25 protein-coding genes and 1 pseudogene are annotated in these 26,467 nt (G+C 34.9%); 8 read left to right on the top strand and 18 right to left on the bottom strand.

From position 1 onward, the window contains the following. Positions 1-135 precede the first annotated feature (135 nt). The 5 genes from dnaJ to AACK98_RS01965 form a co-directional block, all read right to left on the bottom strand. Positions 136-1,290, bottom strand: a complete 1,155-nt coding sequence (gene dnaJ, locus AACK98_RS01985) for a molecular chaperone DnaJ (protein WP_339041894.1) — start codon at positions 1,288-1,290, stop codon at positions 136-138. A 594-nt stretch (positions 1,291-1,884) separates the two neighbouring features. Continuing rightward, positions 1,885-2,163 carry an IS1 family transposase gene (locus AACK98_RS01980; RefSeq protein ID WP_339040346.1) on the bottom strand — a complete coding sequence of 93 codons (279 nt, stop codon included), beginning with the start codon at positions 2,161-2,163 and terminating at the stop codon, positions 1,885-1,887. Next, positions 2,126-2,503, bottom strand: a complete 378-nt coding sequence (locus AACK98_RS01975; protein WP_339041892.1) for a hypothetical protein — start codon at positions 2,501-2,503, stop codon at positions 2,126-2,128. The genes AACK98_RS01980 and AACK98_RS01975 overlap by 38 nt, the downstream gene beginning before the upstream one ends. 161 nt (positions 2,504-2,664) lie before the next feature. Beyond that, positions 2,665-2,862: a hypothetical protein gene (locus AACK98_RS01970; protein WP_339041890.1), complete on the bottom strand. Its 198-nt coding sequence runs from the start codon at positions 2,860-2,862 to the stop codon at positions 2,665-2,667. A gap of 1 nt (position 2,863) precedes the next feature. Next, positions 2,864-3,934: a transposase gene (locus AACK98_RS01965; RefSeq protein WP_339041533.1), complete on the bottom strand. Its 1,071-nt coding sequence runs from the start codon at positions 3,932-3,934 to the stop codon at positions 2,864-2,866. 290 nt (positions 3,935-4,224) lie between these two features. Between AACK98_RS01965 and AACK98_RS01960 the strand changes: the two genes are divergently transcribed. Beyond that, positions 4,225-5,095 (top strand): IS630 family transposase gene (locus AACK98_RS01960; protein ID WP_339040258.1). Its coding sequence is split into 2 segments (ribosomal slippage): positions 4,225-4,548 and positions 4,550-5,095, totalling 870 coding nucleotides; the frame shifts between segments, so codons are not numbered across the junction. A gap of 9 nt (positions 5,096-5,104) precedes the next feature. Here the strand turns inward: AACK98_RS01960 and AACK98_RS01955 are convergent. Further along, the gene (locus tag AACK98_RS01955) at positions 5,105-5,734 is read right to left on the bottom strand and encodes a hypothetical protein (RefSeq protein ID WP_339041888.1); all 630 of its coding nucleotides are present in this window, start codon (positions 5,732-5,734) and stop codon (positions 5,105-5,107) included. A 223-nt stretch (positions 5,735-5,957) separates the two neighbouring features. On the opposite strand from AACK98_RS01955, the gene fliD reads away from it, so the two are divergent. The 4 genes and pseudogenes from fliD to AACK98_RS01935 form a co-directional block, all read left to right on the top strand. Beyond that, entirely contained in the window at positions 5,958-9,905 is a 3,948-nt protein-coding gene (gene fliD / locus AACK98_RS01950; RefSeq protein ID WP_339042522.1) for a flagellar filament capping protein FliD, read from the top strand. 299 nt (positions 9,906-10,204) lie between these two features. Further along, entirely contained in the window at positions 10,205-10,747 is a 543-nt protein-coding gene (locus AACK98_RS01945; RefSeq protein WP_339041886.1) for a hypothetical protein, read from the top strand. A 256-nt stretch (positions 10,748-11,003) separates the two neighbouring features. Then, positions 11,004-13,103, top strand: coding sequence for a hypothetical protein (locus tag AACK98_RS01940; RefSeq protein ID WP_339041884.1), 2,100 nt, complete (start codon positions 11,004-11,006; stop codon positions 13,101-13,103). Between the two features lie 285 nt (positions 13,104-13,388). Next, positions 13,389-14,133 (top strand): annotated as a pseudogene (locus AACK98_RS01935) (DDE-type integrase/transposase/recombinase); the annotation flags it as partial. A gap of 65 nt (positions 14,134-14,198) precedes the next feature. Here the strand turns inward: AACK98_RS01935 and tnpA are convergent. The 4 genes from tnpA to AACK98_RS01915 form a co-directional block, all read right to left on the bottom strand. After that, positions 14,199-14,591, bottom strand: coding sequence for an IS200/IS605 family transposase (tnpA, locus tag AACK98_RS01930; protein WP_410519990.1), 393 nt, complete (start codon positions 14,589-14,591; stop codon positions 14,199-14,201). Next, positions 14,588-14,866, bottom strand: a complete 279-nt coding sequence (locus tag AACK98_RS01925; protein ID WP_339040346.1) for an IS1 family transposase — start codon at positions 14,864-14,866, stop codon at positions 14,588-14,590. Before AACK98_RS01925 ends, tnpA begins: the two co-directional genes overlap by 4 nt. Then, the gene (locus tag AACK98_RS01920; protein ID WP_339041882.1) at positions 14,829-15,245 is read right to left on the bottom strand and encodes a hypothetical protein; all 417 of its coding nucleotides are present in this window, start codon (positions 15,243-15,245) and stop codon (positions 14,829-14,831) included. Before AACK98_RS01920 ends, AACK98_RS01925 begins: the two co-directional genes overlap by 38 nt. Positions 15,246-15,406: 161 nt before the next feature. Next, positions 15,407-15,796, bottom strand: coding sequence for a hypothetical protein (locus AACK98_RS01915; RefSeq protein WP_339041880.1), 390 nt, complete (start codon positions 15,794-15,796; stop codon positions 15,407-15,409). A gap of 111 nt (positions 15,797-15,907) precedes the next feature. Between AACK98_RS01915 and AACK98_RS01910 the strand changes: the two genes are divergently transcribed. Both AACK98_RS01910 and AACK98_RS01905 read left to right on the top strand, forming a co-directional pair. After that, on the top strand, positions 15,908-16,324 hold the full coding sequence (locus AACK98_RS01910; protein ID WP_339041878.1) for a hypothetical protein: 417 nt from the start codon (positions 15,908-15,910) through the stop codon (positions 16,322-16,324). Continuing rightward, entirely contained in the window at positions 16,287-16,565 is a 279-nt protein-coding gene (locus tag AACK98_RS01905) for an IS1 family transposase (protein WP_339040346.1), read from the top strand. The genes AACK98_RS01910 and AACK98_RS01905 overlap by 38 nt, the downstream gene beginning before the upstream one ends. 406 nt (positions 16,566-16,971) lie before the next feature. Here AACK98_RS01905 and AACK98_RS01900 read toward each other — a convergent pair whose 3' ends face one another. The 8 genes from AACK98_RS01900 to AACK98_RS01865 all read right to left on the bottom strand — a co-directional run bounded on the left by AACK98_RS01900 (position 16,972) and on the right by AACK98_RS01865 (position 23,803). Continuing rightward, the gene (locus AACK98_RS01900) at positions 16,972-17,562 is read right to left on the bottom strand and encodes an SH3 domain-containing protein (protein WP_339041876.1); all 591 of its coding nucleotides are present in this window, start codon (positions 17,560-17,562) and stop codon (positions 16,972-16,974) included. A 194-nt stretch (positions 17,563-17,756) separates the two neighbouring features. After that, on the bottom strand, positions 17,757-19,037 hold the full coding sequence (gene bioA, locus AACK98_RS01895) for an adenosylmethionine--8-amino-7-oxononanoate transaminase (protein WP_339041874.1): 1,281 nt from the start codon (positions 19,035-19,037) through the stop codon (positions 17,757-17,759). Further along, positions 19,037-20,545: a methionine--tRNA ligase gene (gene metG / locus AACK98_RS01890; RefSeq protein WP_339041871.1), complete on the bottom strand. Its 1,509-nt coding sequence runs from the start codon at positions 20,543-20,545 to the stop codon at positions 19,037-19,039. Before metG ends, bioA begins: the two co-directional genes overlap by 1 nt. Positions 20,546-20,553: 8 nt before the next feature. Continuing rightward, entirely contained in the window at positions 20,554-22,134 is a 1,581-nt protein-coding gene (locus AACK98_RS01885) for a lysine--tRNA ligase (RefSeq protein ID WP_339042518.1), read from the bottom strand. A 185-nt stretch (positions 22,135-22,319) separates the two neighbouring features. Beyond that, complete coding sequence (locus AACK98_RS01880) at positions 22,320-22,715, bottom strand: IS1 family transposase (protein ID WP_339041869.1); 396 nt, start codon at positions 22,713-22,715, stop codon at positions 22,320-22,322. Beyond that, positions 22,684-22,977 (bottom strand): hypothetical protein, encoded by a 294-nt coding sequence (locus AACK98_RS01875; RefSeq protein ID WP_339041867.1) that lies wholly within the window; start codon positions 22,975-22,977, stop codon positions 22,684-22,686. The genes AACK98_RS01880 and AACK98_RS01875 overlap by 32 nt, the downstream gene beginning before the upstream one ends. 168 nt (positions 22,978-23,145) lie before the next feature. Beyond that, positions 23,146-23,406 carry an IS1 family transposase gene (locus AACK98_RS01870; protein WP_339040668.1) on the bottom strand — a complete coding sequence of 87 codons (261 nt, stop codon included), beginning with the start codon at positions 23,404-23,406 and terminating at the stop codon, positions 23,146-23,148. Between the two features lie 13 nt (positions 23,407-23,419). Next, complete coding sequence (locus AACK98_RS01865; protein WP_339041865.1) at positions 23,420-23,803, bottom strand: hypothetical protein; 384 nt, start codon at positions 23,801-23,803, stop codon at positions 23,420-23,422. Between the two features lie 719 nt (positions 23,804-24,522). On the opposite strand from AACK98_RS01865, the gene dxs reads away from it, so the two are divergent. Next, positions 24,523-26,430, top strand: coding sequence for a 1-deoxy-D-xylulose-5-phosphate synthase (gene dxs / locus AACK98_RS01860; protein WP_339041863.1), 1,908 nt, complete (start codon positions 24,523-24,525; stop codon positions 26,428-26,430). Positions 26,431-26,467 lie beyond the last annotated feature (37 nt).

Raw genomic sequence — 26,467 nt, 5'->3', positions numbered from 1 at the left:
CTTCTAGCTCTTTTTGAAGTCTAATACCAACTCTTCACTTACTTGCGGTATACATCAGCTTTTTCTTATTTATTAAATAATTATTTTGGCTGTAGATACTGCTTTTCGTATATATAAAACTATAAACACAATAGTTTATTTATTGTCATTCTTATCGTTTGTTATCTCACTCCAAAAATTCTTTACCTTACTAAACAAACCTTCATCTTCGGACTGTTCATTTTTGTATTCATTGTCAAATTCTTTCAGCAATTCCTTTTGGCGAGCTGTCAAATTTGAAGGAACTTCCACTTTAACGCGCACAAACATATTGCCAAATTTATTTGATTTTAAGATTGGCATGCCCTTTCCAGTTACTTTCAACTGCGTATCAAACTGCGTTCCTTGTGGCACAGCGACTTTTACCAAAGAACCATCCAAACACTTTACTTGAATTGCACCACCAAGCGCTGCGGTAGTCATTTTTATACTCACAGTGCAATAAAGATCATCTTTTCTTCTCTCAAAAATAGGATGTTGTAAGATATTAATAAATATATATAAATCACCTGCAGCTCCGCCACACACCCCACATTCGCCCTCTCCAGCAACTCTGATCTTTATGCCATCTTCGACACCAGCTGGGATATTCACAGTAATCTTCTTCTCATTTTCAATTCTACCTTGACCGTGACAGCTTCTACACGGATTTTTAATTACAACACCCGCTCCTCCACACGTTGAACAAGTTCTTTCAACCATAAAAAATCCTTGTTGTGAAACTGTTACACCTTTTCCTCCGCATGCTAAACACGACATGTTTTCATTATTTTTGTCAGCGCTGCCACTCCCTGTACAGCTCTCGCAACGTACTGCAGTCTTATACTTAATATCGTATTTCTTACCAGAGCAAGCTTCTTCAAGAGTAATAGATAGATTATATCTCAGATCTGAGCCACGTACCTTAGTTTTTCTCTTATTGCCAGATCCTCTTTGGCCTCCACCAAAATCCTGAAAAATTCCATTAAATATGTCTGCAAAATCTGAGAAGTCGTTTGAAAACCCAGCTCCAGGCTGTCCTTGCATGCCATCAAACGCAGCAGAGCCATATCTATCGTAAGCAGCTCTTTTATTTTCATCTTTTAATACATCATATGCTGCTGTTAGCTCTTTAAACTTTTTTTCAGCTTCTGGGTTCCCCTGATTACGATCTGGGTGATACTGCATTGCAAGCTTTCTATAAGCTTTTTTAATCTCATCGGCAGATGAATTTCTACTGACTCCAAGTAGAGCATAATAATCTTGTTGCACAGGTTCTCCCTAATTTTAATCCTGTTAATTTTTCAAACTTACAACCAGCAATATGCTAATAAAAGGTTGCAAGCAAAAGTTCCTTAATATGCAAAACAATCAGCCAATTTGCAATATAAAAAGTACAATATCTTGCTTCAGACGAGCCACAGAACTACATCTTACCCTGTGTCACATGTGGTTTCGCAGCCTTATATATTCCTCATACTTTTCAAAATTGGCGCATTTAAAAAGCTCATTATGTATTTTATATACACACGCGCTACAATTCTTCATAGCTCTTTTGGAAGGCTAACTTTATATATACATAATAAATATCAACTCTTTATTTATCTACGGTATATAAGTGAAATGACACTGTTTTAGATAGTGCAAAAAGTGAAAAATTCAATGGCTCATCAAGATAAAATATATCTTTCTACTAAATATCTTGCTTGTATAATATCAACTCTTCATTTACCTGCGGTTTACACATGATTATCTTTAAGGTGTGAAGTACTATATTATTGCTTGTAATATCTACACTCGCTAAATTTGCAACAAAACTCTATTTCATTGAATTTTTATCATATCAAGATAAAAATTTGAGAGTTTTCACATAAAGATAGATAAGAGCTGTTCTTGATATTGTTTGAATATTTGTGTAATAGTAAGAGCGCACCAAAGCTTGATGGATCCGTATACCATTGACTCTTTTTTAGAAACGATTTTAGTGCGCCGTGTCATTCGGCATAAATGATGTCGCGTGTTGCTATTATCTCTCTCGATACATACTGTGCCAGACTTTCCAATTGTATGACGCTCTTTGGGTAAAATTTTAGAAAAAGCATCCCAATCATCCGTATAAAAATGACATTCTTTCAGATGACTCACTTTTTGTAGAGCTTTTGGAATGTTGCAGTATCACGATTGCCTGTAACCCAGGCAACTGTTCTCCTTGTACTACGATCAACTGCCTTAATGATCCAAAGCTTGTTTTTTTTGAACCAATAAAATGCCACATCTCGTCGAATTCCATCTCCATAATATCCGAAGAGACAACTGGCTCCTGAGTCTTGCCCATCGCCTCTACTACCCAGCGATAAATTATGGACGGCGAATGCCCTAATATCTTGCCTAACATAGAAAAAGAGCCATTACCAAGAACTATATAGCATAACGCATAATGCTTTCTTAACAGCTGTTTGAGGCTTCTTGCCCAGATCGCCCTCAACAAAATTTAGAACATGATCTGCACTTATAACGCTGTACACCCCTCACAATGCCATTCTTTACAAAGATATCAGAGCAACATCCCTTACAACAAACCATAAAACCACTCTTTAGTTTTTAAAAAAGTGATCATATCATACTTCTATCTAATTGTGAAAACTCTCAAAAATAGAACATCTGCGCAGCTAGTCCTTGAAAAAATGAGGTACTATTGCGTGAATAAAACTCTTTCAGTGCTTTATCTATCTCCAGCAGATTTTCTTCTGTTAGTGAAATGCCTTTCTCTTTTTCTAATGCTGCGAAAAACCTTTGCTGCACATTATGATCTTTACATATCGCACGAAAAGCTCTATAACTCACCTTACGCAAGAGCATTATTTTTGCGTAAATTTATCAATTCATTCATAGATGCTATATTCGCTGCTACTAACAATTTATATTTAATAGCAAAATGATTGGTTGCAGTGGCAACCTTTATAATTTCTAACTTGCAAAATGCTACGATTGAAGCAAATATATGGTTTGCTTGAGATCGCATCTTTTTCGTTGGAGATTTTGCAAAGCTTGTATTTTCTTTGATAGATTTGTGATATTCCTCAATTCTCCATCGTTTTTGATAGATTTCGTACAAATAGGCAGCATCATGTTCTGTATCATTAGAAGCAAGGTATAGAATACCAGTTGATCCGTCCTCGTTTATGAAAACTTTTTTGATTAGTAAAACTTCAAAAGATACTCCTTTCAACCATACCTTCTTTGATTCTCCATCCTGCATATCTAATGATGAGATTTGTTGAAACTTCCCCAATTTTTTATCTTTACATGATAATGCAATAATTCTATTTGATTTAATACCTATAATAAACTTTTTACCAAGCGATTCTATGAATTCCATATTCTCTTTAGAACCAAACCAATTGTCGGCTAAAATATGCTCAAACAACACTTTGTTCTCTGTTGATCGTTTTATGAGATTGCGAAAATGTTGGTTTTTGCTAATGCTAGATTTACGCTGTACTTTTCCTGTCTCAATATCAGAAAAACTAACATCTTTACGAATGAGTGCGTACCCAAACGGAAGCACTACGTCACCATACGAAACTAAGCACGATAAAATGTTTATCCCCTTTACATGCCTTCCTTTAGCATAAGAGTGATGCCATGCTACTATCTCATTTTCATCCGTATAAGGTTTCTCTTCTATTGAATCATCTAATATCAAAACACATCCCTTGTTAAGCTCATGCTTCCTAATTTCTGGCTTGATGTATAACCATAATTCTTTTGATCCTAAATCTTCAGAATTAAGATATTTTGTAATCTTGTCGTGGCTTATATCTCCAGACAATAAATCTGATAAACCAGTAGCTGTTGCATACTTATTTTGACAAATTAAATAGTCTGAATATATATCCAATATTTTCTTAGACATACTTTATTTTTTTATTTCGCTTACTTTTACTACCTTTATACTGATTTTGTCAATTTTGCGTAAGGTGAGTCTATAAGCAATCATCTCTGCTTTTTGGTCATTAGAATGAACTCAACCTGACTAATAAAAGCTTGCATCTCATTATCTTTGTGCTCCCTAATAAACTTCTCGACATTTTTCAGAATACTAGTTGCCCACAATGCTTTACGTATAGCATAAGTGACTAAGATACTGACAAAAGTTAGGAATTAAGATATAAAAAGTGAGTATGAAATAAAAAGCATAAAATTATGGCAAGAGCATATCCAATAGAACTTAGGGTAAGAGTAATAGAAGCATTAGAAAATGGTGCAAGAATCACTAAAGTGAGTAAACTATTTAGAGTGAGTCGTGATACTATCTATAAGTGGAAAATTCTGCAAGATAAGCACGGTTCTTTGAAAGCAGCAAGTGGTTATCAAAAAGGTCACAGTCATAAGATCAAAAATCTAGAAGATTTTAAAGAATTTTTTGAATTAAATATTGCTATGACATCAAAAGAACTAGCAAAGAAGTGGTGTAATATATCACCTACAACGATCTTACAGGCGATAAAAAAACTTGGTTATAGCTATAAAAAAAACTCATCTTCATCCGAAAAGAGATATTCCGTTAAGACATGAATTTATTGAAAAGATAAAAACCATCACAAGAGATAAAATAGTATATCTTGATGAATCTGGAATAGAAGATAATGCTTGTAAAGGATATGGTTGTAGTATTTTAGGAGAAAGGTGCTATGGGGAAAAGGTGTATCAACATAAAACTAGAATAAGTATGATAGCTGGTCTTTGTAATTGTAATCTTATTGCTCCCGTAATATTTGAGGGTAATTGCAATAAAGAGGTCTTTGAAGCTTATATTAGGGAGATGTTAATTAAAGAATTAAAACCTGGACAAACTGTTGTTATGGATAACATTAACTTCCATAAGAATCCTAAAGTGAAAGAGTTAATTGAATCTGTGGGTTGTTACATATTATTTTTACCAACTTACTCTCCTGATTTAAATCCTATAGAGCATTACTGGTTTAAGATAAAAAATGAAATTAGAAAAACTATAGATTTATTTGATACTCTTTATGATGCTGTTTTTAATACAATTAAATTGTCAGCACCTTAGTCACTTATGCTATATATCCCATTGAGCCGTTTGCGCTATTTTTATAACTGCAGATTTGAGATCAGGTTTATTCAACGCAAACTTCATTAACCTCTCTACCATCACTAGACGATTTCCATCTCTTTCCATACCATCAGCGACAATTTTAGCAAATTCGTTATATTCCACTCTATTCTGGAGGGCTTTTAGCATGGCATTTGTCAAATCTACAATCGAATCTCTTTGCTTCTTACTTAATCCATTTGTAGTCTTCACAAGGCCTGCCACAAGTTCTTTGTTTGACCCTATAAAGTCTTGAACTTTTCTCTCCGCCACCACTCTTTCTATAACACCAGACTCACCATTTAGTATAAAATTCTTCAAATCTAAAAGCTTATAATTGCTGAAGCAAATCCATATATACTCTATAAATAGCGCTGCTTTACAAAAAGCTGATACAAAAAAATTCGAATCATGACTATAAGCACCGACATAGAGCTGCAGAATTCCTTGAAAGCGTTTTCCGTCATTTTTTATGATATATTTAAGCGCTTCAATCCCTTTCGTGATCCTATTCTCCATTTCTTTTTTTCTAGCAGTTTCTTTCTCCTCAGCTTTTTTCATCTTTAAAGCCTTGTAGTTATCCCGTTCTTTACTCATATAACGTACCTGTAATCATTTTAAACAAGATCTATGATGTTCATCATATGTTAATATTTTTTTGAAGAAAAGAGGAATTATTAAAAAAAGATTAAGATTATATTGAGCATAACCATAGGGATATGAACAACATATATATCCTTCTATTAAGAGTTGAACTTTTAATCTATATGAAATAGCCTGCTTATATCTAAGTATAAGAATGAAGTAGGGAGAAGTGAAAATGAAAGGGATATCCAACAATCTAGCTTCGGCTAGCGTGGGTGATAATAGGTATAAAACACCACTAGGAAATAAACAAAAAGCTGAATATCCAACAATTCAAGATTGTATAGATTCAATTGCAGAAAATGTTGATTCAAAATTCTTTGACAAGAACAAGATTACGACTACCGTCTTACAAAATACCAAAAGCACGTATCAGGAGTTAGATAAAAACCAAGAAGACATATCAAAATATAAAGAACAGTTTGATAACTTACAGAAACTCGGCGATAGTACTGCGAGTCTTTATCAAGTAATGCAGCAATTAAGAGAGTCCGGAAACTCAAAAGAGGATAATGTATTTGCATCCAGAACTATATACGGCAAAGATATAGAGAAATATGCAGATATATCTGCACATAGCGCTACAATCCCAGATCTAAAACTTCAAATTAATCAACTAGCCTCTGCACACCAGATAAGCAGCACATCTTCTTTCAGAAACACTAAAACACCCTTAGTCAAAGAAAATAAAGACCCAGGAGATTCAGCGATTTTCACTCCTGGTACATTCAAAATTGGCATACCTAACTTTCCACATCTAAGCGCAACATTCAAAAGCAAAGATACAAATATTACAGATACTTCACTTGCACAACATATCAAAGCTGGAGTGTTTTATATTTATGAAAAAGAATCAGGAAATAACATTGAGATTTTGATCAAAGAAGATGACACGCTAGAGAAATTGAAGAATAAAATAAATCAATCGCACTCTAATGTTAAAGCGAGTATAATTTCAGAAAATGGAGAATTTAGATTATTAATACAATCTAAACAGCCAGGACCTCTCAATGCATACGAAATAATTGATAAAAATAATATACTAAACGACCAATTTAAAAGTGAAGATCCTGTAAATGGATACAAAAGCTATGCATTAGTAAAACTAGAAGAAGGTAACAACGTAATAACAATATTGGAAAGTATTAATTACCACAGCAAGGTAACTGGCGTATCTGCAAGCTATATGCGTGTTAACGATGATGAATACAAAATTTTTCTGAAAAATGACTATACAGGTGCAGAAACTATAGTGGATCTTTCGGATGAAAGCGGTTGTCTTGGAGATACATTTTCTAGAAACTTTGAATTCAATAGTAGTATTACCAGCAGTGTTGGGTTTGAGTCAAAAGACTCACCTGTAGTATACGAATATCACCAAAAACCTGATGTATTCACAGCAGGTTACATCACAATAAATGGAGAGAAAATTTTACTAGAAAAAGGTGATACGCTAACTACTGTGCAAGATAAGATAAATAACGTACGCGAATCAACAAACGTGACAGCTGAAATCACTGAAAATCAAGGCGGTGATAATAAGTTCCGAATATCTCTCACATACACCGGAACAGCACCAGAAAAAGTCATAAAGATCAAAGATCATTATATGTCGTTAAACAGCGTGTTTCCGTCAATTGATTCAGCAAGTAGCGCCAAATATATCACAAACGAAGCAACCATAAACCATCCAACAAATGCTATTATAGAACTAAATTGGCAGATCATTCAACGCTCTCATAACACTATCACAGATGTTTTTAGCAGGGGTGCATTACAAATAAAGTTAAACAATACCACTAAATCTCCAATTCACGTCCAAATCATTCCAGATCAAAAGAAAATATTGGGTGCTACACTAGATTTTGTAGAAAAATACAACACTTTATTGCGTCAAATCTGTAAATACGGATATGATGACTCTCCAAAAGAAGGTCTTGGAGCACTAGCAAGAGACGATATACTTAAACAAATATCAAACAATCTTGCAATATCACAACGCACAAGATCAATATTAGATAGCATAGGGATATCTTTTGCAACAGAACCTGAACAAACAAATGACAAAGGTGAATTTAAACCACAATGTCAAGTCCTTGGTATATACGAGGAAATTTTTCAAAATGCAATAAATGATGATATCACAAAAATAGAAGAACTATTTGCTTTCACACTAAGGTCAACTTCAGAGAATTTTCATACGCCATTGTCATACGAAAGAAAAAATGTAGATTTTGGCAGATTAATAGTTGATTCAATCGACTATGAAGTAGACTTCAACAAATTGGAAGTCATATCGTCACAGAGCAAATTCGTCGCAAGCAAAGATATCGCGGTTGTGAAAAAAGACGGAAACATAATAATTAACAATCGCAATATAAAGCTCTCTGAAGGAGATTCTCTTGCTACACTTGCCGAGAAAATTAACAAAGTGTTTCCCAAAAGTAAAAACCCAATAGGTAAAAATAATGAAGCTCAAGCAGAAATTGAAGCAAAAATTATGGGATCAGATGGTTATAACGCAATTTTACTCGAGCTAAATCAGTACCAAGATCTTGAAATTGTAGACTATGACAACATACTTGGAGACCTTTTTAAAGCTGAGTTACCATCATTTGAAAGCATATTATTCGATGATGAAAACGCAGCAGCAGTTAACAAGCCAGAAGAACATAACTTAAACCTATTAAAAGAAGGAACATTTAAAATAAACGACAAGGAAATTCAAGTCTTACAAGGTGATACGTGGAAAGATATAATACAAAAAATAAACAACCTCAATATCAATGGCATAATTGCAGAAATTGTACCAAACGCTCATAGATATCAGCTAAAGATCCAGCAACTTGACAATCTTGATACAAAGCTTCGTATACATGATTTTCATGAAGTTACTAAAGGTGTAATCCATGCCGCAAATACAAATCTTAAGACTAAGTTACCATTATTTCAAAGCACATTATTCGATGATAAAAACCCAATCGCAGTTAACAAGCCGGGAGAAAATCATTCAAATTTATTGAAAGAAGGAACATTTAAAATGAACGACAAGGATATTCAACTCTCACAAGGGGATACATGGCCAGATATAGCGCAAAAAATAAATAATCTTAATCTCAATGGTATCACTGCCGAAATTATACCAAACACTAATAGATATAAGCTACAAATCAAGCAATATAATCCTAATACAATGCTCTGGATCCAAGATCATGATAAAATTACTAAAGGTATAATCACCCTAGGTTTTAAGGAGCAGTTAACATTATTTGAAAGCATATCATTCTATAAAGATGCAGTTGCAGTTAACAAGCCAGGAGAAAATAATTTAAAGCTATTGAAAGAAGGAATATTTCAAATAAACAACAATGATATTCAAGTCTCACAAGGTGATACATGGCAAAATATAGTGGAAAAAATAAATAACCTTAAGATCGATGGCATCACGATCGAAATTGTACCAGAAACTTCTCAATACAAGCTACAAATACGGAAAGACAAGCCCAATACAAAGCTTGAGATACAAGATAATGATGAAGTGATTAAAGGTGCAATCACTCCAGTAGAAAATATGAACGACGATAAAGCAAAGCTTTTTTTTGACACAACAAGAGTCGCAACAGCAAAAGTAAATACCGCTGCAGATGTAATTCAAAAAAATACTCTTTTTAAAATAACACGCCTACAGTCAAGGCCAGATAAACAACTAGCTACGATCGACATTTTTAACCCAGCTAACCAACCTCAAAATTACATACAATGCCAAGTCTCTTACATCAATTTTGCCGAGCAATTGCATAGCGCTAACGATGCAAAGTCCCATAGAAAGATAAAAGATCACGCTAATGTAAAGATACAGCAGGGAATTATAGATAAAATCGCAGTAAAAATTAAAGATTATTCCAATTTGCAATTTATAGCAAAAGACAATATAATATCAAATAAAATGCAACAGCTTCAGAAAAAGATCTCCGAATTAGAAGCAAAACAACAGAAATTAGAAAAAGAAGCTGATAAAAAATGTAAAGAGGTGATGGTTTATATCAAACAACAAGAAACAACATATGAAATGAATAAGAAGATGAATAAAAAGCTTTGGGGAAATTCCAAAGATGAATTATAAAGCTAAATAGAGGATCAAAACACTGTATTAGGCATTGGTCACAAAGTGCTTATGTGATGACTTTGAGTACATGATTTTTCAGCGTACAAGTTAATTGCCACGCCTAATACTTGTGTATATAATTTATAAAGATAATGAACGAAGTAATACTTAAAAATCAGGCAAAAAAGACTTGCATAAGTAACTTGGTTAACAAGACCTAATACAAAATTTGCAGCACTTTATGCACTTAATAAATTTTAACTAAGCACTACATTCTTTATCGCTATAAAAATACAAAGTCATGTAGGAGAAATCAGATGCAACATGAATATGATCATCATGCTCTTTATTTACTAAATGATATAAGACATACAAATAATGAGCAGACTAACAAAATAAAACATGACGATAGCAACTTAACAAGCCAATACCTTTCATTCGGTGCAAGTAAAGAAGAGGCATTAGATTTCTATATACAAGCTTTCGAATATATAATCAGAAGAATAAAACGCGCAGAAGAATCACTAGCCAAATCCATCAGTGGCGTTGTCTCTGGATTAGAACAAACAATAGAATTTACGACGCACCTAACGGAGTTGAATAAGGTACTAAATCTTTTGATACTTGAACTTGAAAAGATAGAATCAGAGAAGAGCCGTGCGGCATTACAACAATTCTATCGCTGTTTTTGGGCAATAAGACATCTATCAAGCGTCTTTTTAATAGATAAAGATATAAAATGCAAAGAAAAAATAGAATCGATAGCAAAAGCCGCCCTGCTCGCCCTAACTCAATATAAAAGCGCCAATTTACCCAAAATCAAGGAGCAAATTCTCAACTTCGATAATATAATGGCATAAGTATCGAAATCTTAAAAAAAATACCGAAGTAATAAAATAGAAATAATAGTGAATAGCACGAAATTCTGCTATATTTCTTGCTTATGCATCTGCACGTATACATCAACTCAAGCAGAATATTAAAGCTTATGTTGATTTAATTTCATTTTCAATTCACAATCTCTACTTAGAGTGGAGATTCTCTCGGAAGCGGAGAATCTCAAGTAAAGGTTTTGATGTATATAATGAAACGCAGCATTATTTCTTTGGAGAGTCTATGGAAGATTTATTGCAAAAGCAATATATGAAATTGCGTAAGCAACGGCGAGTTGCTGCAAAAGCTTACTTTGCTGAGCAGTTTACAAATCAAGATATACCAACTAGCAAAGTTTTGGACCAGATAGCTGATTTCATAATCAACATCAATCAACCGATGAAAGCAATCAATAATCATTTTATCGATGCATATTCTGCTCAAAAACATGGAGATCAATCTCCAAATTATTACGCAATAGTTTTTAAAGATCTCAATGTACCAATTCGTATCGCTGAAATTTTTCTATTAAAGCAACACAAGATTCCTAACCTTCTATTACCAGAAGCAATTGGGCTTACAGAAATTAGTACAGATAAAGCAAAAAAACTTGTCGTCATATTTCGAGTTCCATCTGGAACACCACTAAGCAAATTATTAAAAACTGGCACTATCTTTAGTGATAATTTCATTATTAATAAGATTGCTAAGGAAACATCAGTAACACTATCTGCACTACACAAGCTTGGGATAATGCATGGCAACATTAATATCAACAATATTCTTGTTGATGAAAACCAAAACATTACAATTTCAGAGTGTATATCTTCTATATGTGGCTTCTATCAAGAAGCATTTTATGAGACACCTAGTAGAGCAATATGCAATAAAAGTGCAAAAAGCTTAGACGATTTCCAAGCGGACTACTATGCACTAGGCATGACAATCTTTGCAACATATGCAAAGGAGATAAACTCTTCATATGAATCAAGTTATATAATACAATCCAAGCTACACGGCGGAACGTATAATTTCCTAAATCAACTTTGCATAATTACAGGCAAACTAAGCTATCTAATACAAGGGCTTGTGCATGACGAACCTATGCTACGCTGGCAATATGAACAACTAAAAGAGGCAATAGATTCGAAGCAGTATGATATAGAAAAGCTAAATGATGGGCTATTATTCCAAAAACCAATCAAATTTAATGAAGAAGAATATTACTCAAGAGCATCTCTAGCATTTGCTATGTATCAGAACTGGAATGCAGCACTTAAATTGATAAAGAGTGGTCAGATAAACGAGTGGTTATTGTCAAATGGTGTAGATATATCAAACCTATTTGCAGTGATTGATAATGCAAGAATACAACATTCAACTCTTAACGAAGATTGCTGTTTTCCATATAATCTCAAGCTTACGCTTGTGCTTTGTATATTAGATCCAACTGGACCAATAAGGCTTAAAGAACTTGCATTCTACTTGCGTGAGATGCCAAACCTTATAGCAATATCGTACAACAGTGATCAAAGATATATGAAGATATTATATTGCATAATGCTTACAGATTTCTTTAAAGTTCTTGATGTGATATATAGTGTGCCAGGAAGCATATATACATCTACAGACTTTGATTCAATAAGCAACTGGACACAATATTTATTAATGGATACGATTGGCTTTGGCCATACTAGGTGCTTATATGAAATGAGTCCTTACATGCCATGCAAATTCTTTTTAGATCGTGGAGATGTAATATGGAACGTAGCATCTTTAATGAATAAATTTGAAAATTCAAATATTAGTATATCAAAAGCATCAGTAAATGAGGATGTTATAGCATTTATGAGTGCAAAACTAGGAATTAAAAAAAAGATATCTTTCGAAGAATTCAGTGACTTTCCAATTTTAAGTTCAAGTAGTGAAGTAATGTTTCTTGCACTCTGTGCAAAGGCCCAAAAGAAGCATGATATAAAAAAATTGCCAATGCTTTGTCAACAATTTGCAATGTATATACAAGATATTACACCCAACCTACTTAAAGGCTCAACAGCACAATATAAATTATCTAACGCCGTAAAAAATAGTAGCAAGTATGGCATATGTGAATACTTACTACGTATTATAACCAGAACACAATATTTTAAGAAAGATGCTAGAGAATATCGCAATGCCTTATCGAATTATGAGCAGTTGAAGAGTAAATATGAAGCATATAAAGCGCAACATCAAAATAACTCTGGAGCATATTTGTATGGCATAGATATAGTAATGCGAATTGGTTACATAGCTTTCATAATCTCATTACTTATGGTAATTTTGGAAGCAATGAAACTATAAAATACTTGTTCTACTTTTTAAGGATTACAACAGGTATGTCTCTTAGCAAGTATGTACGTCAAAAATCTATTTGCCAGTCCATCCGCTAAAAGTATGCTGTAGCTTTTGAAATGCCTTGGTATAACTTTATATGTATTAGTCGACATTTTATCTTACATTTAGTAAATTAAATTAGTTATTAAATGGAGATAAGCAATGAACTTGAATCAAAAAATCATCAAACCGAAACTAGATTTACTTGAATTGGCAAAAAGCCTTGGTAGTATATAATCTGCATGTAAGGCAATGTGTTATAGTAGAGATAGCTATTACAGATTTAAAGAACTATATGAAACAGGAGGAGAAGAAGCGCTATACGAGATAAGTCGCAAGAAGCCAATAATCGCTAATAGAGTAGATCCTGCAGTAGAAAAAGCAGTAGTTGATATGGCGATAGAGTACAGCATATGGACAACTTAGAGTATCAAATGAGCTGAAGAAGAGTGGTATACTTGTTTCTCCTGGAGGAGTAAGATCGATTTGGTTACGTAATGATTTGAATAATATCAATAAAAGATTGAAAGCCTTAGAAGCTAAGATGGCCCAAGATGGTATTATATTGACCGAAGCACAGCTGCAAGTACTAGAGAAACGCCGTAATGAAAAAGAAGCACATGGAGAAATTGAGACACAACATCCAGGTTATTTAGGTTGCCAAGACACATATTATGTAGGCAATTTCAAAGGGATAGGAAAGGTTTATGCTCAGGTATTTATTGATAGCTACAGTAGATTTGCTGATGCTAAACTGTATACTGACAAAACTGCGATTACTGCTGCTGATATGCTAAATGATCGAGTGTTACCATGGTATGAGAGTCAAGGGATACCGATGCTTCGTATTCTTACAGATCGTGGAGGAGAATATAAGGGAAATATAGAACATCATGCTTTTGAGTTATTTCTCAGTATAGAAGGTATAGAGCATACAACAACTAAAGCATATTCACCTCAAACTAATGGTATGTGTGAACGTTTTAATAAAACTATCAATTACTACCGGCTAAAGCGCGGTAGTTTGTGTAACGCTTGCAAAGCAGATTAAAAGCGTAAACGCTAAAACTCTGATATTCTAAAATCATCTTTTTTGTGATGTTCCTCATGCTGTTCTATATATTTTTGCACTTCTTCTGAATTCACATTGCCAACTGTCACAACAAAATACCCTCTGGCCCAAAGATGTTGTCCACAATACCGCTTACGGAGCAGTGCAAATTCCTGTAGCAACTTACGACTACTTATACCTTTAATATATTGCACAGCTTTAGATATTGATATACTAGGCGGAACCAATGCTAATATATGTACGTGATCAGGACTCATACTGCCACTAATTATATTTATGTAATTAGCAGCACATATTTCTCGGATTACTTCCCTAGTTCTAATCGCAACTTGCCCAGTTAAAACTCTATACCTATACTTAGTACAAAATACGAGAGTTTTCACATAAAGATAGATAAGAGCTGTTCTTGATATTGTTTGAATATTTGTGTAATAGTAAGAGCGCACCAAAGCTTGATGGATCCGTATACCATTGACTCTTTTTTAGAAACGATTTTAGTGCGCCGTGTCATTCGGCATAAATGATGTCGCGTGTTGCTATTATCTCTCTCGATACATACTGTGCCAGACTTTCCAATTGTATGACGCTCTTTGGGTAAAATTTTAGAAAAAGCATCCCAATCATCCGTATAAAAATGACATTCCTTCAGATGACTCACTTTTTGTAGAGCTTTTGGAATGTTGCAGTATCACGATTGCCTGTAACCCAGGCAACTGTTCTCCTTGTACTACGATCAACTGCCTTAATGATCCAAAGCTTGTTTTTTTTGAACCAATAAAATGCCACATCTCGTCGAATTCCATCTCCATAATATCCGAAGAGACACCTGGCTCCTGAGTCTTGCCCATCGCCTCTACTACCCAGCGATAAATTATGGACGGCGAATGCCATAATATCTTGCCTAACATAGAAAAAGAGCCATTACCAAGACTATATAGCATAACGCATAATGCTTTCTTAACAGCTGTTTGAGGCTTCTTGCCCAGATCGCCCTCAACAAAATTTAGAACATGATCTGCACTTATAACGCTGTACACCCCCTCACAATGCCATTCTTTACAAAGATATCAGAGCAACATCCCTTACAACAAACCATAAAACCACTCTTTAGTTTTTAAAAAAGTGATCATATCATACTTCTATCTAATTGTGAAAACTCTCAAAATTGCTTTAATAAGTTGTTAAAAGTATCATAATATTATGTAACTAGCTTTGGGGTCTTCGTTCCACCAACATGCAATAACTTATAATGTTTATCTCCCATAACCCACATGATATATCCTCCAAGAGGATCAAAACTAAGCCAATCACTGCTATACTTGCACCAATAAACTAACCCATATTTTTCTACCTCTTCTTTCAACTGCTCTTCACCTGATCTATCTTCACACTTTGCACCAGATTGCTCAAATAATTTCATCATTTCCCTCATATCAGAACCAAGCGGAAATTTCTTTTGTAGATCTGCATCAAATTGATCACTATTTTTATAGCGCTCGAATTGAATAGGCCGAGTATCTAGCCACTCCTTAGCATATAAATACAAGAAAAAAACAGCTATGACTATTAAAAACTTGAGAGTTTTCACAATTAGATAGAAGTATGATATGATCACTTTTTTAAAAACTAAAGAGTGGTTTTATGGTTTGTTGTAAGGGATGTTGCTCTGATATCTTTGTAAAGAATGGCATTGTGAGGGGTGTACAGCGTTATAAGTGCAGATCATGTTCTAAATTTTGTTGAGGGCGATCTGGGCAAGAAGCCTCAAACAGCTGTTAAGAAAGCATTATGCGTTATGCTATATAGTCTTGGTAATGGCTCTTTTTCTATGTTATGCAAGATATTAGGGCATTCGCCGTCCATAATTTATCGCTGGGTAGTAGAGGCGATGGGCAAGACTCAGGAGCCAGTTGTCTCTTCGGATATTATGGAGATGGAATTCGACGAGATGTGGCATTTTATTGGTTCAAAAAAAACAAGCTTTGGATCATTAAGGCAGTTGATCGTAGTACAAGGAGAACAGTTGCCTGGGTTACAGGCAATCGTGATACTGCAACATTCCAAAAGCTCTACAAAAAGTGAGTCATCTGAAGGAATGTCATTTTTATACGGATGATTGGGATGCTTTTTCTAAAATTTTACCCAAAGAGCGTCATACAATTGGAAAGTCTGGCACAGTATGTATCGAGAGAGATAATAGCAACACGCGACATCATTTATGCCGAATGACACGGCGCACTAAAATCGTTTCTAAAAAAGAGTCAATGGTATACGGATCCATCAAGCTTTGGTGCGCTCTTACTATTACACAAATATTCAAACAATATCAAGAACAGCTATTATCTATCTTTATGTGAAAACTCTCGAATAATGAAATCTTGTATCTCAGTTAAATATCTGACAGTCAAAACTTAACTGACAAGCAGATATAAAATTTATAACTGTCTGTAAGATCAAATCTTGACTTCTACACTTTTATATTTTTAACATAAACTATATAACTTATATTGTAGATTCAAACTGTCAGATAATCTCTCCTAAAATATTCTACTTTGAGTATTATTAATTTTCACTTCTTCTGCTGGCATATAAGGCAAATCTGTAAGGTTTTTGCGCTTATTATAACATTTTCTTACGGATTTAAACACTATTTTGAAACTCTAACCAGCATTTTACACCACTTCTGAGACTTTCTGGTGCACGTACTAGTTACAAAAATTGTAGAATGAATTGTAAATTTTATATTTAGACGGATAGACTACTTCAATTCAAAAATGCACCATAAAGATTCTCTTTTCTAATCCATCCTCTATAGATTCTTTCTACTTCGATATAACACCATTCATCTTGACACTTTTTTAGCATAGCAACCACTCCAAATTCAACACGTACTACAGGGTATGAATCTTCATTCGGAAAATTAAATATAATCGCTTCATTTTTTGGAACACTATATGGCAATATTTTCTTGATATAATTACCTTTTATAACCACATTAGACCGACCAGATATTAAGCTTTTGTGCACCCAACCCTCAACATCATTCAAATCCCTCAGCAATCTCCAATGCTCAAATTCAGCAACGACCTTCATTGGATATCCAGTACATCTATAGATATAACGTATTGGATATTGCATCCCAGGACCTGCCCTAAGATTTATCTCATTTGATTTAAGCGAAACATATCTTGGAATAGGCAGGCCTGTAACTTGACCTGTTTTTACACCAAGATCTACAGCACAGAATGCAACGCTATGAGTGTGGCAAATAAGTGCATATGTAAAAATATAAAATAACAGTATCCGAAAGGTAACTTTCATTGATAATACAACCTCAAAATTTATACTATTCATTGTATATAGTACACGCGCCCAAAGTCTCAGAATAGGCGCTCGAGGATTTTGATGGTATGATTTTTTATATTTCTTCATCAAATACTTTGATATATTTGCGAAGAAATTCATAAAGGAATATGGAAAATCAAGCCAAAAAAGTCTGCACAAGTTGCTTTCCCTGCAGTGCTATAACTAAACATCATAATATTCTCCTATAGCGCAATTTTAAGACAATCTTCTATAGCTCTATAGGAATAAGCTAACTCATCTTGTGAAATACAATACGGCGGCAATAAATAAATCGTACTGCCAAGAGGACGTATAAAAACCCCCATATCCAAAAGCTTTAACGATACATCTTTGATATTATATGACTTATCATCTAAATCAAAAGCAGCTATTGTTCCAAAACACCTAGGGCGCATGATAACACTTGAAAAAATAGAATACAACTTCTCAATACTTGCCTTTTGTATTGATACTATTTTGTTAACACTTTTTACCGTTTCATCTCTAGATAATAGACAGGCAGAGGCTATTGCTGCTGCACACGCTATTGGATTTGCAGTATAAGAATGCCCATGCGCAAGTGCTTTATCAAAACCATCTCCAAGAAATGCATCATAAATTCTCTTTGTGGTAACAGTCAGAGCAAGCGGCAAGAAACCACCTGTTAACCCTTTAGAAAGACATATAATGTCAGGCGCTACACCAACATGCTCTAAAGCAAACATTTTACCAGTCCTATAAAAACCAGTCATTACCTCATCAAATATCAGTAAAATACCGTAGTTTCTAAGAAGCTCACAAACTTTTTGAACAAAAGATGGCCTAGCATACCTCATGCCACTTGCACCTTGAATTATAGGCTCCATAATGAAGGCAGCAACCTGGTTCCCATAACTTTCAAGACATTCTTCTAGCACTCTCAATGCATTTTGTTCTTTTTCTTCCACTTCATTATCATTGTCCCAAGTATTTGGGAATGGAATTGCAACACTTTTAAAAAATAACTCTTTAAAAACGCCATGAAATTTAGGAATTGCTGAGACGCTCATAGCACCAAATGTGTCACCATGATATGCACCTTCAAAACAAAGAAAGATGGTGCGATTACGCTCTCCTCCATTAAACCAAAACTGATACGCCATTTTTAGAGCGACTTCAACTGATGTTGAGCCATTGTCAGAAAAGAAGAACTTCACGAGAGATTCTGGCAGGAATTTATTCAGCTCTGTGCAAAGTTCCACTGCAGGAGTATGTGTAAAACCAGCGAATATAACATGCTCTAACTTTTTTGCTTGCTTATAGATTGCATCTGCAATCTCAAGATTCGCATGTCCATGCAAATTAACCCACCAACTGGATATCATATCAAGATAGCTCTTTCCACTAGCATCAAAGATTTTTGTCCCCTCTCCTCTCTCTATGTGTATTTGCTTGCCTTTAGTTTTTTCCTGCGTAAATGGATGCCATAAAAGGTCGCCTTGCATCAAACCTCCAGCCTACTGAAAATCACCGAGGGTTTTTGTATATTGATACCAGAAACAACTTGTAACCCAACCTTCATCTCATGTATTTTTTCAAATTGCTGCTCTTCAGTAATATTAAATATCCCTAAAATTTTCGCTGCAGAACCTGAGACTATAGGTTGCAGCAGTATACCTATCACTCTTATACACTCAGACAAAGTGACTAGCACTGCGTTCATACGGTCTATATCCTCTTTTCGCAATCTCCAAGGTGCATTCTTCTCCATATATATATTGCATGCACTTCCAAGCTCGATTATAACGGCAAGCGCTGCACTAATTTCCTGCTTATCTACGTGCAATCTCACTTTATCAATGGCAGAGTATGCAAGAGACATTATCACTTCATCTTCTTGACTAATTACTACTTTCTCTGGAATGACTCCATCAAGGTTGTTATATATAAAAGTCATTACACGATGAACTAAATTTCCTATATTATTCGCAAGCTCGCTATTTACTCTTTGTACAAATAACTGATGCGAGTAATTACCGTCGCTGCCAAAATTTATCTCTCTCATCAAAAAATATCTTACATAGTCAAGACCATATTGATCAACCAGCGCAACCGGATCTATTACATTACCAAGTGACTTTGAAATTTTTTGCCCTTCATTTGTCCACCAACCATGTGCAAATATCCGCTTTGGAAGTGGCATTGAGAGAGCCATTAAAAAAGCAGGCCAATACACTGCATGAAATCTCAGTATATCTTTACCAACTACATGTAAATCACAAGGCCATAAGGAAGACTGACCACTTGCAACAGCAGAGATATAGTTGAATAAAGCATCTAGCCAAACGTATATTACATGGCGCTCATCACCTGGCACCGGAATTCCCCAAGAAAAGCTGGTTCTAGAAACAGATAAATCAACAAGACCACTTTTGACAAATGAGATCACCTCATTGCGCCTTGATTCAGGTCCAATGAACTCCGGATGTTGCTCATAAAAATCTAATAGCTTATCTTGCCATGCTGATAGTCTAAAAAAATAACTATCTTCTTCTACCCATTCAACAGGAGCACCAGTTGGAGCTTTTCCATCTTGAATTTCATCTTCCGAATAAAAAGTTTCATCACGTGTTGCATACCAGCCGCTATATTTCCCCATGTAAATATCACCGCTTGCAACCAATTTTTTCCAAATATCTTGAACGTAGCGAACATGCCTCTCCTCTGTCGTACGTATAAAATCTGAATTGGAAAAATTCATTTTAGAACAAAGCTCTTTAAAAGGGATATACATTTTATCCACAAATTCCTTTGGCTCCATACCCTTTGCAACCGCAGTCTTCTCAATTTTCTGCCCATGCTCATCTGTTCCAGTGAGAAAAAAAGCATCATCTCCATCTAAACGCTTAAACCTTGCTATAAAATCGCACGCAAGACTCGTATAAGCATGCCCTATATGTGGAACATCGTTAACATAATATATTGGAGTCGTTATATAGAATTTGGATGACATGTATAACACTACCTCGCAAGCGCATTATTTATTAATTCTATTGTAGCTTTTGTGCCATAAAGCGCTATAAATGGACCAATTCTTGGACCGTCACTTGCACCTAGCAACATTCCATAAAGTGCGGAGAACCATTCCTTCATATCAAACCCATTTTCCTTTCCTATACGATAAATATGATTCTGAATCGTATCACCATCACTTTTATCATCGATTTGAGATAGTGCGACAGCAAGAGCACTCAGCGCCACTCTCTCATTTTCACTTGGGATTTTAAATGATTTGCTAGATTTGATATGATCTTCGTAATAATTTATTGCACCTTCAACCATCTTCAAAATCATCAGATATTCATCAGACAACTTGTCAATATCACAACCAGGATATAATTTCTCGACATAGCCAAGTATCGCCTCTTTGCTGCTTGTATTACAAGCACTAACAAGATTCAATATTAGTGAATAACTGATTTTCACTTCAATAAGCGGAGGATTTCCACTATGTATATGATAGACTGGATTCTCTATTTTTTTGCTCAAATCTTGTTCTTGATGATATTTATTAAGATATATTAGATATTCATCTACATGTTTTGGTATGACATTAAAATATAACTTCTTCGCTTTTTGTGGTGACATATACATGAATAGAGCAAGACTTTCTTGCGGCGCATATCTAAGCCACGTATCTATTGTGAGTCCGTTACCCTTGGACTTAGAGATCTTTTGCCCCTGCTCATCTAAAAATAGTTCATAAAACATCTGGTAAGGTGGTTTTCCACAAAGCACAGCACAAATTTTGCTGTATATAGGTCCGTTAACCAGATGATCTTTACCATACATCTCAAAATCCACATCGAAAGATGCCCACCGCATTCCAAAATCTGGCTTCCATTGAAGCTTACAATGCCCATCTGTAACAGGGTTTACACAAGTTTCACCATCCAAATTTTTATATTTCACCGTACCAGCTTTTACATCACGGCTAGTAATAGGCACCTGAAGTACCTTACCTGTTTTCTGGCAAACTGGTAAAAATGGACTATATGTACTTTGCCTTTCAGCACCCAAAGTTGGAAGCATGATATCCATAATCTCATCATAACATTCCAAAGCCTTCAATAGCATCTTATTAAAAACGCCAGTCTTATAACATTCTGTTGCACTAAAAAACTCATATTCAAAACCAAAATGGTCTAAGAAACTCCTGAGTCTTGCATTCATATTATGACCAAAGCTACTTGCAACACCAAATGGATCTGGAATACTTGTAAGCGGCAAATCCATGTATTTCTTATATTCTCCAGGGTTTGGAATGGTATCTGGAATCTTCCTCATGCCATCCATATCATCAGAAACGCAAAAAAGCCTTGTCGGCATACCCGAGATAAGTTCAAATGCCTTTCTAACAATTGTTGTTCTTACAACCTCACCAAAAGTTCCAATATGCGGAAGGCCAGATGGACCATAACCAGTTTCAAATAATACGTAGCCCTTTTCTGGTAATTTATAATCAATCCTCTTTAAAATTCCCTCTGCACACACAAAAGGCCAAGCTTTTGATTTTAAAGCCAAATCAATAATCTCACGGATATTTTCATTTAACATATCAGGGGACACTTCTTAAGCATTAAGTTTGAATTATCTTTCGTGCAACTTTACTTTGATAACACTAATTTGTAAATGCGCTATTTTCTTTTGATTATTTATGACACTGTCAACAAAATGCAATACTCATCATACTTTTCAAAATTTGTACCTTTAAAAAAGGAGAGTTTTCACACAAAGATAGATAAAAGTTCTTCTTGGTATTGTTTAAATATTTGTGGCATTGTAAGAGCGCACCAAAGCTTAATGGATCCGTATAGCATTGACTCTTTCTTCGAAACGATTTTAGTGCGCCGTGTCATTCGGCCTAAATGATGTCGCGTGTTGCTATTATCTCTCTCGATACATACTGTGCCAGACTTGCCGATCGTATGACGCTTTTTTGGTAAAATTTTAGAAAAAGCATCACAATCATCCGTATAAAAATGACATTCTTTTAGATGACTCACTTTGTCGTAGAGCTTTTGGAATGTTGCAGTATCACGATTGCCTGTAACCCATGCAACGGTTCTCCTTGTACTACGATCAACCGCTTTAATGATCCAAAGCTTGTTTTTTTGAACCAATAAAATGCCACATCTCGTCAAATTCCATCTCCATAATATCCGAGGAGACAACTGGCTCCTGAGTCTTGCCCATCGCCTCAACTACCCAGCAATAAATTATGGACGGCGAATGCCCTAATATCTTGCCTAACATAGAAAAAGAGGCTTGGCCAAGGCTATATAGCATAACGCATAATGCTTTCTTAACAGCTGTTTGAGGCTTCTTGCCCAGATCGCCCTCAACAAAATTTAGAACATGATCTGCACTTATAACGCTGTACACCCCTCACAATGCCATTCTTTACAAAGACATCAGAGCAACATCCCTTACAACAAACCATAAAACCACTCTTTAGTTTTTAAAAAAGTGATCATATCATACTTCTATCTAATTGTGAAAACTCTCTAAAAAAGACTCCTTATGCAACATGAGTTAGCAATTAGAGAGTTTTCACATAAAGATAGATAAGAGCTGTTCTTGATATTGTTTGAATATTTGTGTAATAGTAAGAGCGCACCAAAGCTTGATGGATCCGTATACCATTGACTCTTTTTTAGAAACGATTTTAGTGCGCCGTGTCATTCGGCATAAATGATGTCGCGTGTTGCTATTATCTCTCTCGATACATACTGTGCCAGACTTTCCAATTGTATGACGCTCTTTGGGTAAAATTTTAGAAAAAGCATCCCAATCATCCGTATAAAATGACATTCTTTCAGATGACTCACTTTGTTGTAGAGCTTTTGGAATGTTGCAGTATCACGATTGCCTGTAACCCATGCAACGGTTCTCCTTGTACTACGATCAACCGCTTTAATGATCCAAAGCTTGTTTTTTTTGAACCAATAAAATGCCACATCTCGTCGAATTCCATCTCCATAATATCCGAAGAGACAACTGGCTCCTGAGTCTTGCCCATCGCCTCTACTACCCAGCGATAAATTATGGACGGCGAATGCCATAATATCTTGCATAACATAGAAAAAGAGCCATTACCAAGACTATATAGCATAACGCATAATGCTTTCTTAACAGCTGTTTGAGACTTCTTGCGCAGATCGCCCTCAACAAAATTTAGAACATGATCTGCACTTATAACGCTGTACACCCCTCACAATGCCATTCTTTACAAAGATATCAGAGCAACATCCCTTACAACAAACCATAAAACCACTCTTTAGTTTTTAAAAAAGTGATAATATAATACTTCTATCTAATTGTGAAAACTCTCAGCAATTAAAATCTTTCTCAAAATAAATTAAATAGTTTCTCTTCTTATGCATTGCATGAAAATAGAATTTTTATATAACAATGGTATATCATAATATTAGCTTCTATCATAAATTGATGTCACATACCAATCCAAGCTTCGACATCTCTCAAGCTAAATACTCCTTAACATTTTGAATCACTTAGATTATTAATTGTGTACTTAAAAAGCAATCTGAGTTAATTTACCCGCAAACTGATTGCCATTTAAAAAAATCAGTTCATAGCGCAGGAATCAATATTATAGCTAAAGCAGTATAAAATGAGCGTGATAAACGAGTAGTTTGAAATAAATTTTTATTTGTTTAGAACCTGAAACATAATATATTTCAGACGATAAACTGATTTAAAATTTATCAAAAAGACAAAGTGCAACATTCCTATTTTATACTGCTTTAACTATATACAAACATACTGAGATTTTCTTAGTAATGTCCAAAAACATGCATAGATGTTGTAGAAAAGTTGATTGATGACAAGCATGAGTTATCTTCTCTAATATGTTATAAGTTATTTGTACTAAATGTTCCTTAAATTCTTACCTTTGTCATATTTTCTATGTCCAACAACAAATCAAAGTTATTAGATTTGATTTCAAAGCCATCTGACTTTAGAGACTTTGATAACGAAACTCTTACTTTACTTGCAGATGAAGTTAGAGAAGAAATACTAAACATTGTATCAAAAATAGGCGGACATCTTGGTGCAAGCCTTGGTGTTGTTGAGCTGACTATTGCACTGCACTATGTATTCAATACTCCTGAAGATCTTTTGATATGGGATATAGGGCATCAAGCATATACTCATAAAATACTCACAGGACGCAGGCACTTGATGAACACAATTAGAAAATCTGGTGGACTTTCCGGCTTTTTAAAACGCAGTGAAAGCATTTATGATGTCTTTGGTGCAGGTCATAGTTCCACATCTATTTCTGCAGCAATTGGCTTTGCAGCTGCTAGAGACTTCAACAATGAAAATCATGAAGTGATAGCAGTAATCGGTGACGGTGCTATGAGCGCAGGTATGGCATATGAAGCTATGAACAACGCAGCTAGCATGAAAAATCGTATTATAGTTGTTCTAAATGATAATAAGATGTCTATAGCACCAGCCGTTGGAGCAATGAGTAAATATCTAACGAATCTAATATCTTCAAAGCCATATTCAAATGTAAGAAATTTTGCAAAAAATTTATTGCAATACTTTCCAGCAAAAATGGAAGAATTCGCCAAAAAAGCAGAAAGATATGCGAAAGACTTCGCAACAGGTGGAAATTTTTTCTCAGAAATGGGTTTTTATTATATAGGCCCAGTGGATGGACATGATATGTCTCAGCTTGTTGAAGTATTCAACAATATCAAAAATAACAAAAATATTACCTCACCGATTTTAGTGCATGTCATTACAGAAAAAGGGAAAGGATTTGATTCACCAGATTCATCTTTGGAAAGCTATCATGCAGTAAAACCATTTGATATAACAACTAAAGCACAGAAAAAAGCAGAAATTTCTAAATATACATATACTGATGTTTTTGCAAATACACTTATAGAACTTGCAGCGCATGACGAAAAAATTATTGGCATTACAGCTGCTATGCCTTCCGGCACTGGAATGGATAAATTTTTAGCAAAATATCCAACAAGAATGTTTGATGTTGGCATTGCAGAACAACATGCTGTCACATTTGCATCAGGACTTGCAGCGGCTGGGTTCAAACCATTTGTCGCAATATATTCAACATTTTTGCAACGTGCTTATGATCAAATTGTTCATGATGTGGCAATACAGAACCTTCCAGTAAGGTTTGCTATAGATAGAGCCGGTCTTGTCGGTCCTGATGGCCCAACTCACGCAGGAGCATTTGATATAGCATACCTAATAAATTTGCCAAATTTTGTAATTATGGCTCCAAGTAATGAAGATGAACTTGCAAGTATGATTCAAACTGCAGCATCTATTTCTGACAGACCTTCTGCTATACGTTACCCACGCGCTGAGATTTTAGGCGATAAATTACCAAATGATTACAAACCACTTGCAATTGGGAAAAGCAAAATCGTTATTGAAGGCGAAAAAGTTGCAGTTGTTTCACTTGGAACAAGATTACAAGAAGTTTTAGCTGCAGCAAAAATTATTAAAGAAGAATTAGGAATCCAAATCACAGTTGTTGATGCAAGGTTCGCAAAGCCTCTTGACATTGAGTTATTAAAAGAGCTTGTGATAACGCATGAAGTCCTACTTACAATAGAGGAAAGCACTTCAGGAGGATTTGGAGCATATTTATTCCATCACTTATTGGAACATGCATATGAGAAGAAGATCTCATACACTGCTAAATTTCATAGTATGTGCTTCCCGGACAGATTTTTGGAACAAGGAGATGTAGCTTCAATGTATAGAGAAGCTGGTCTTGATTTCGTATCAATATCGAACAGAATTAGAGATTTAATAAAACATTAATTTACTTCAGCAATGCGAGTTATATTTTTTTTGTTAT

The sequence above is a fragment of the Candidatus Lariskella endosymbiont of Hedychridium roseum genome (assembly GCF_964020185.1).
Classification (GTDB): Bacteria; Pseudomonadota; Alphaproteobacteria; order Rickettsiales; family Midichloriaceae; genus Lariskella.
The sequence above is the reverse complement of the archived record's forward strand: the minus strand, read 5'-3'. Positions and strand labels throughout refer to the sequence as shown.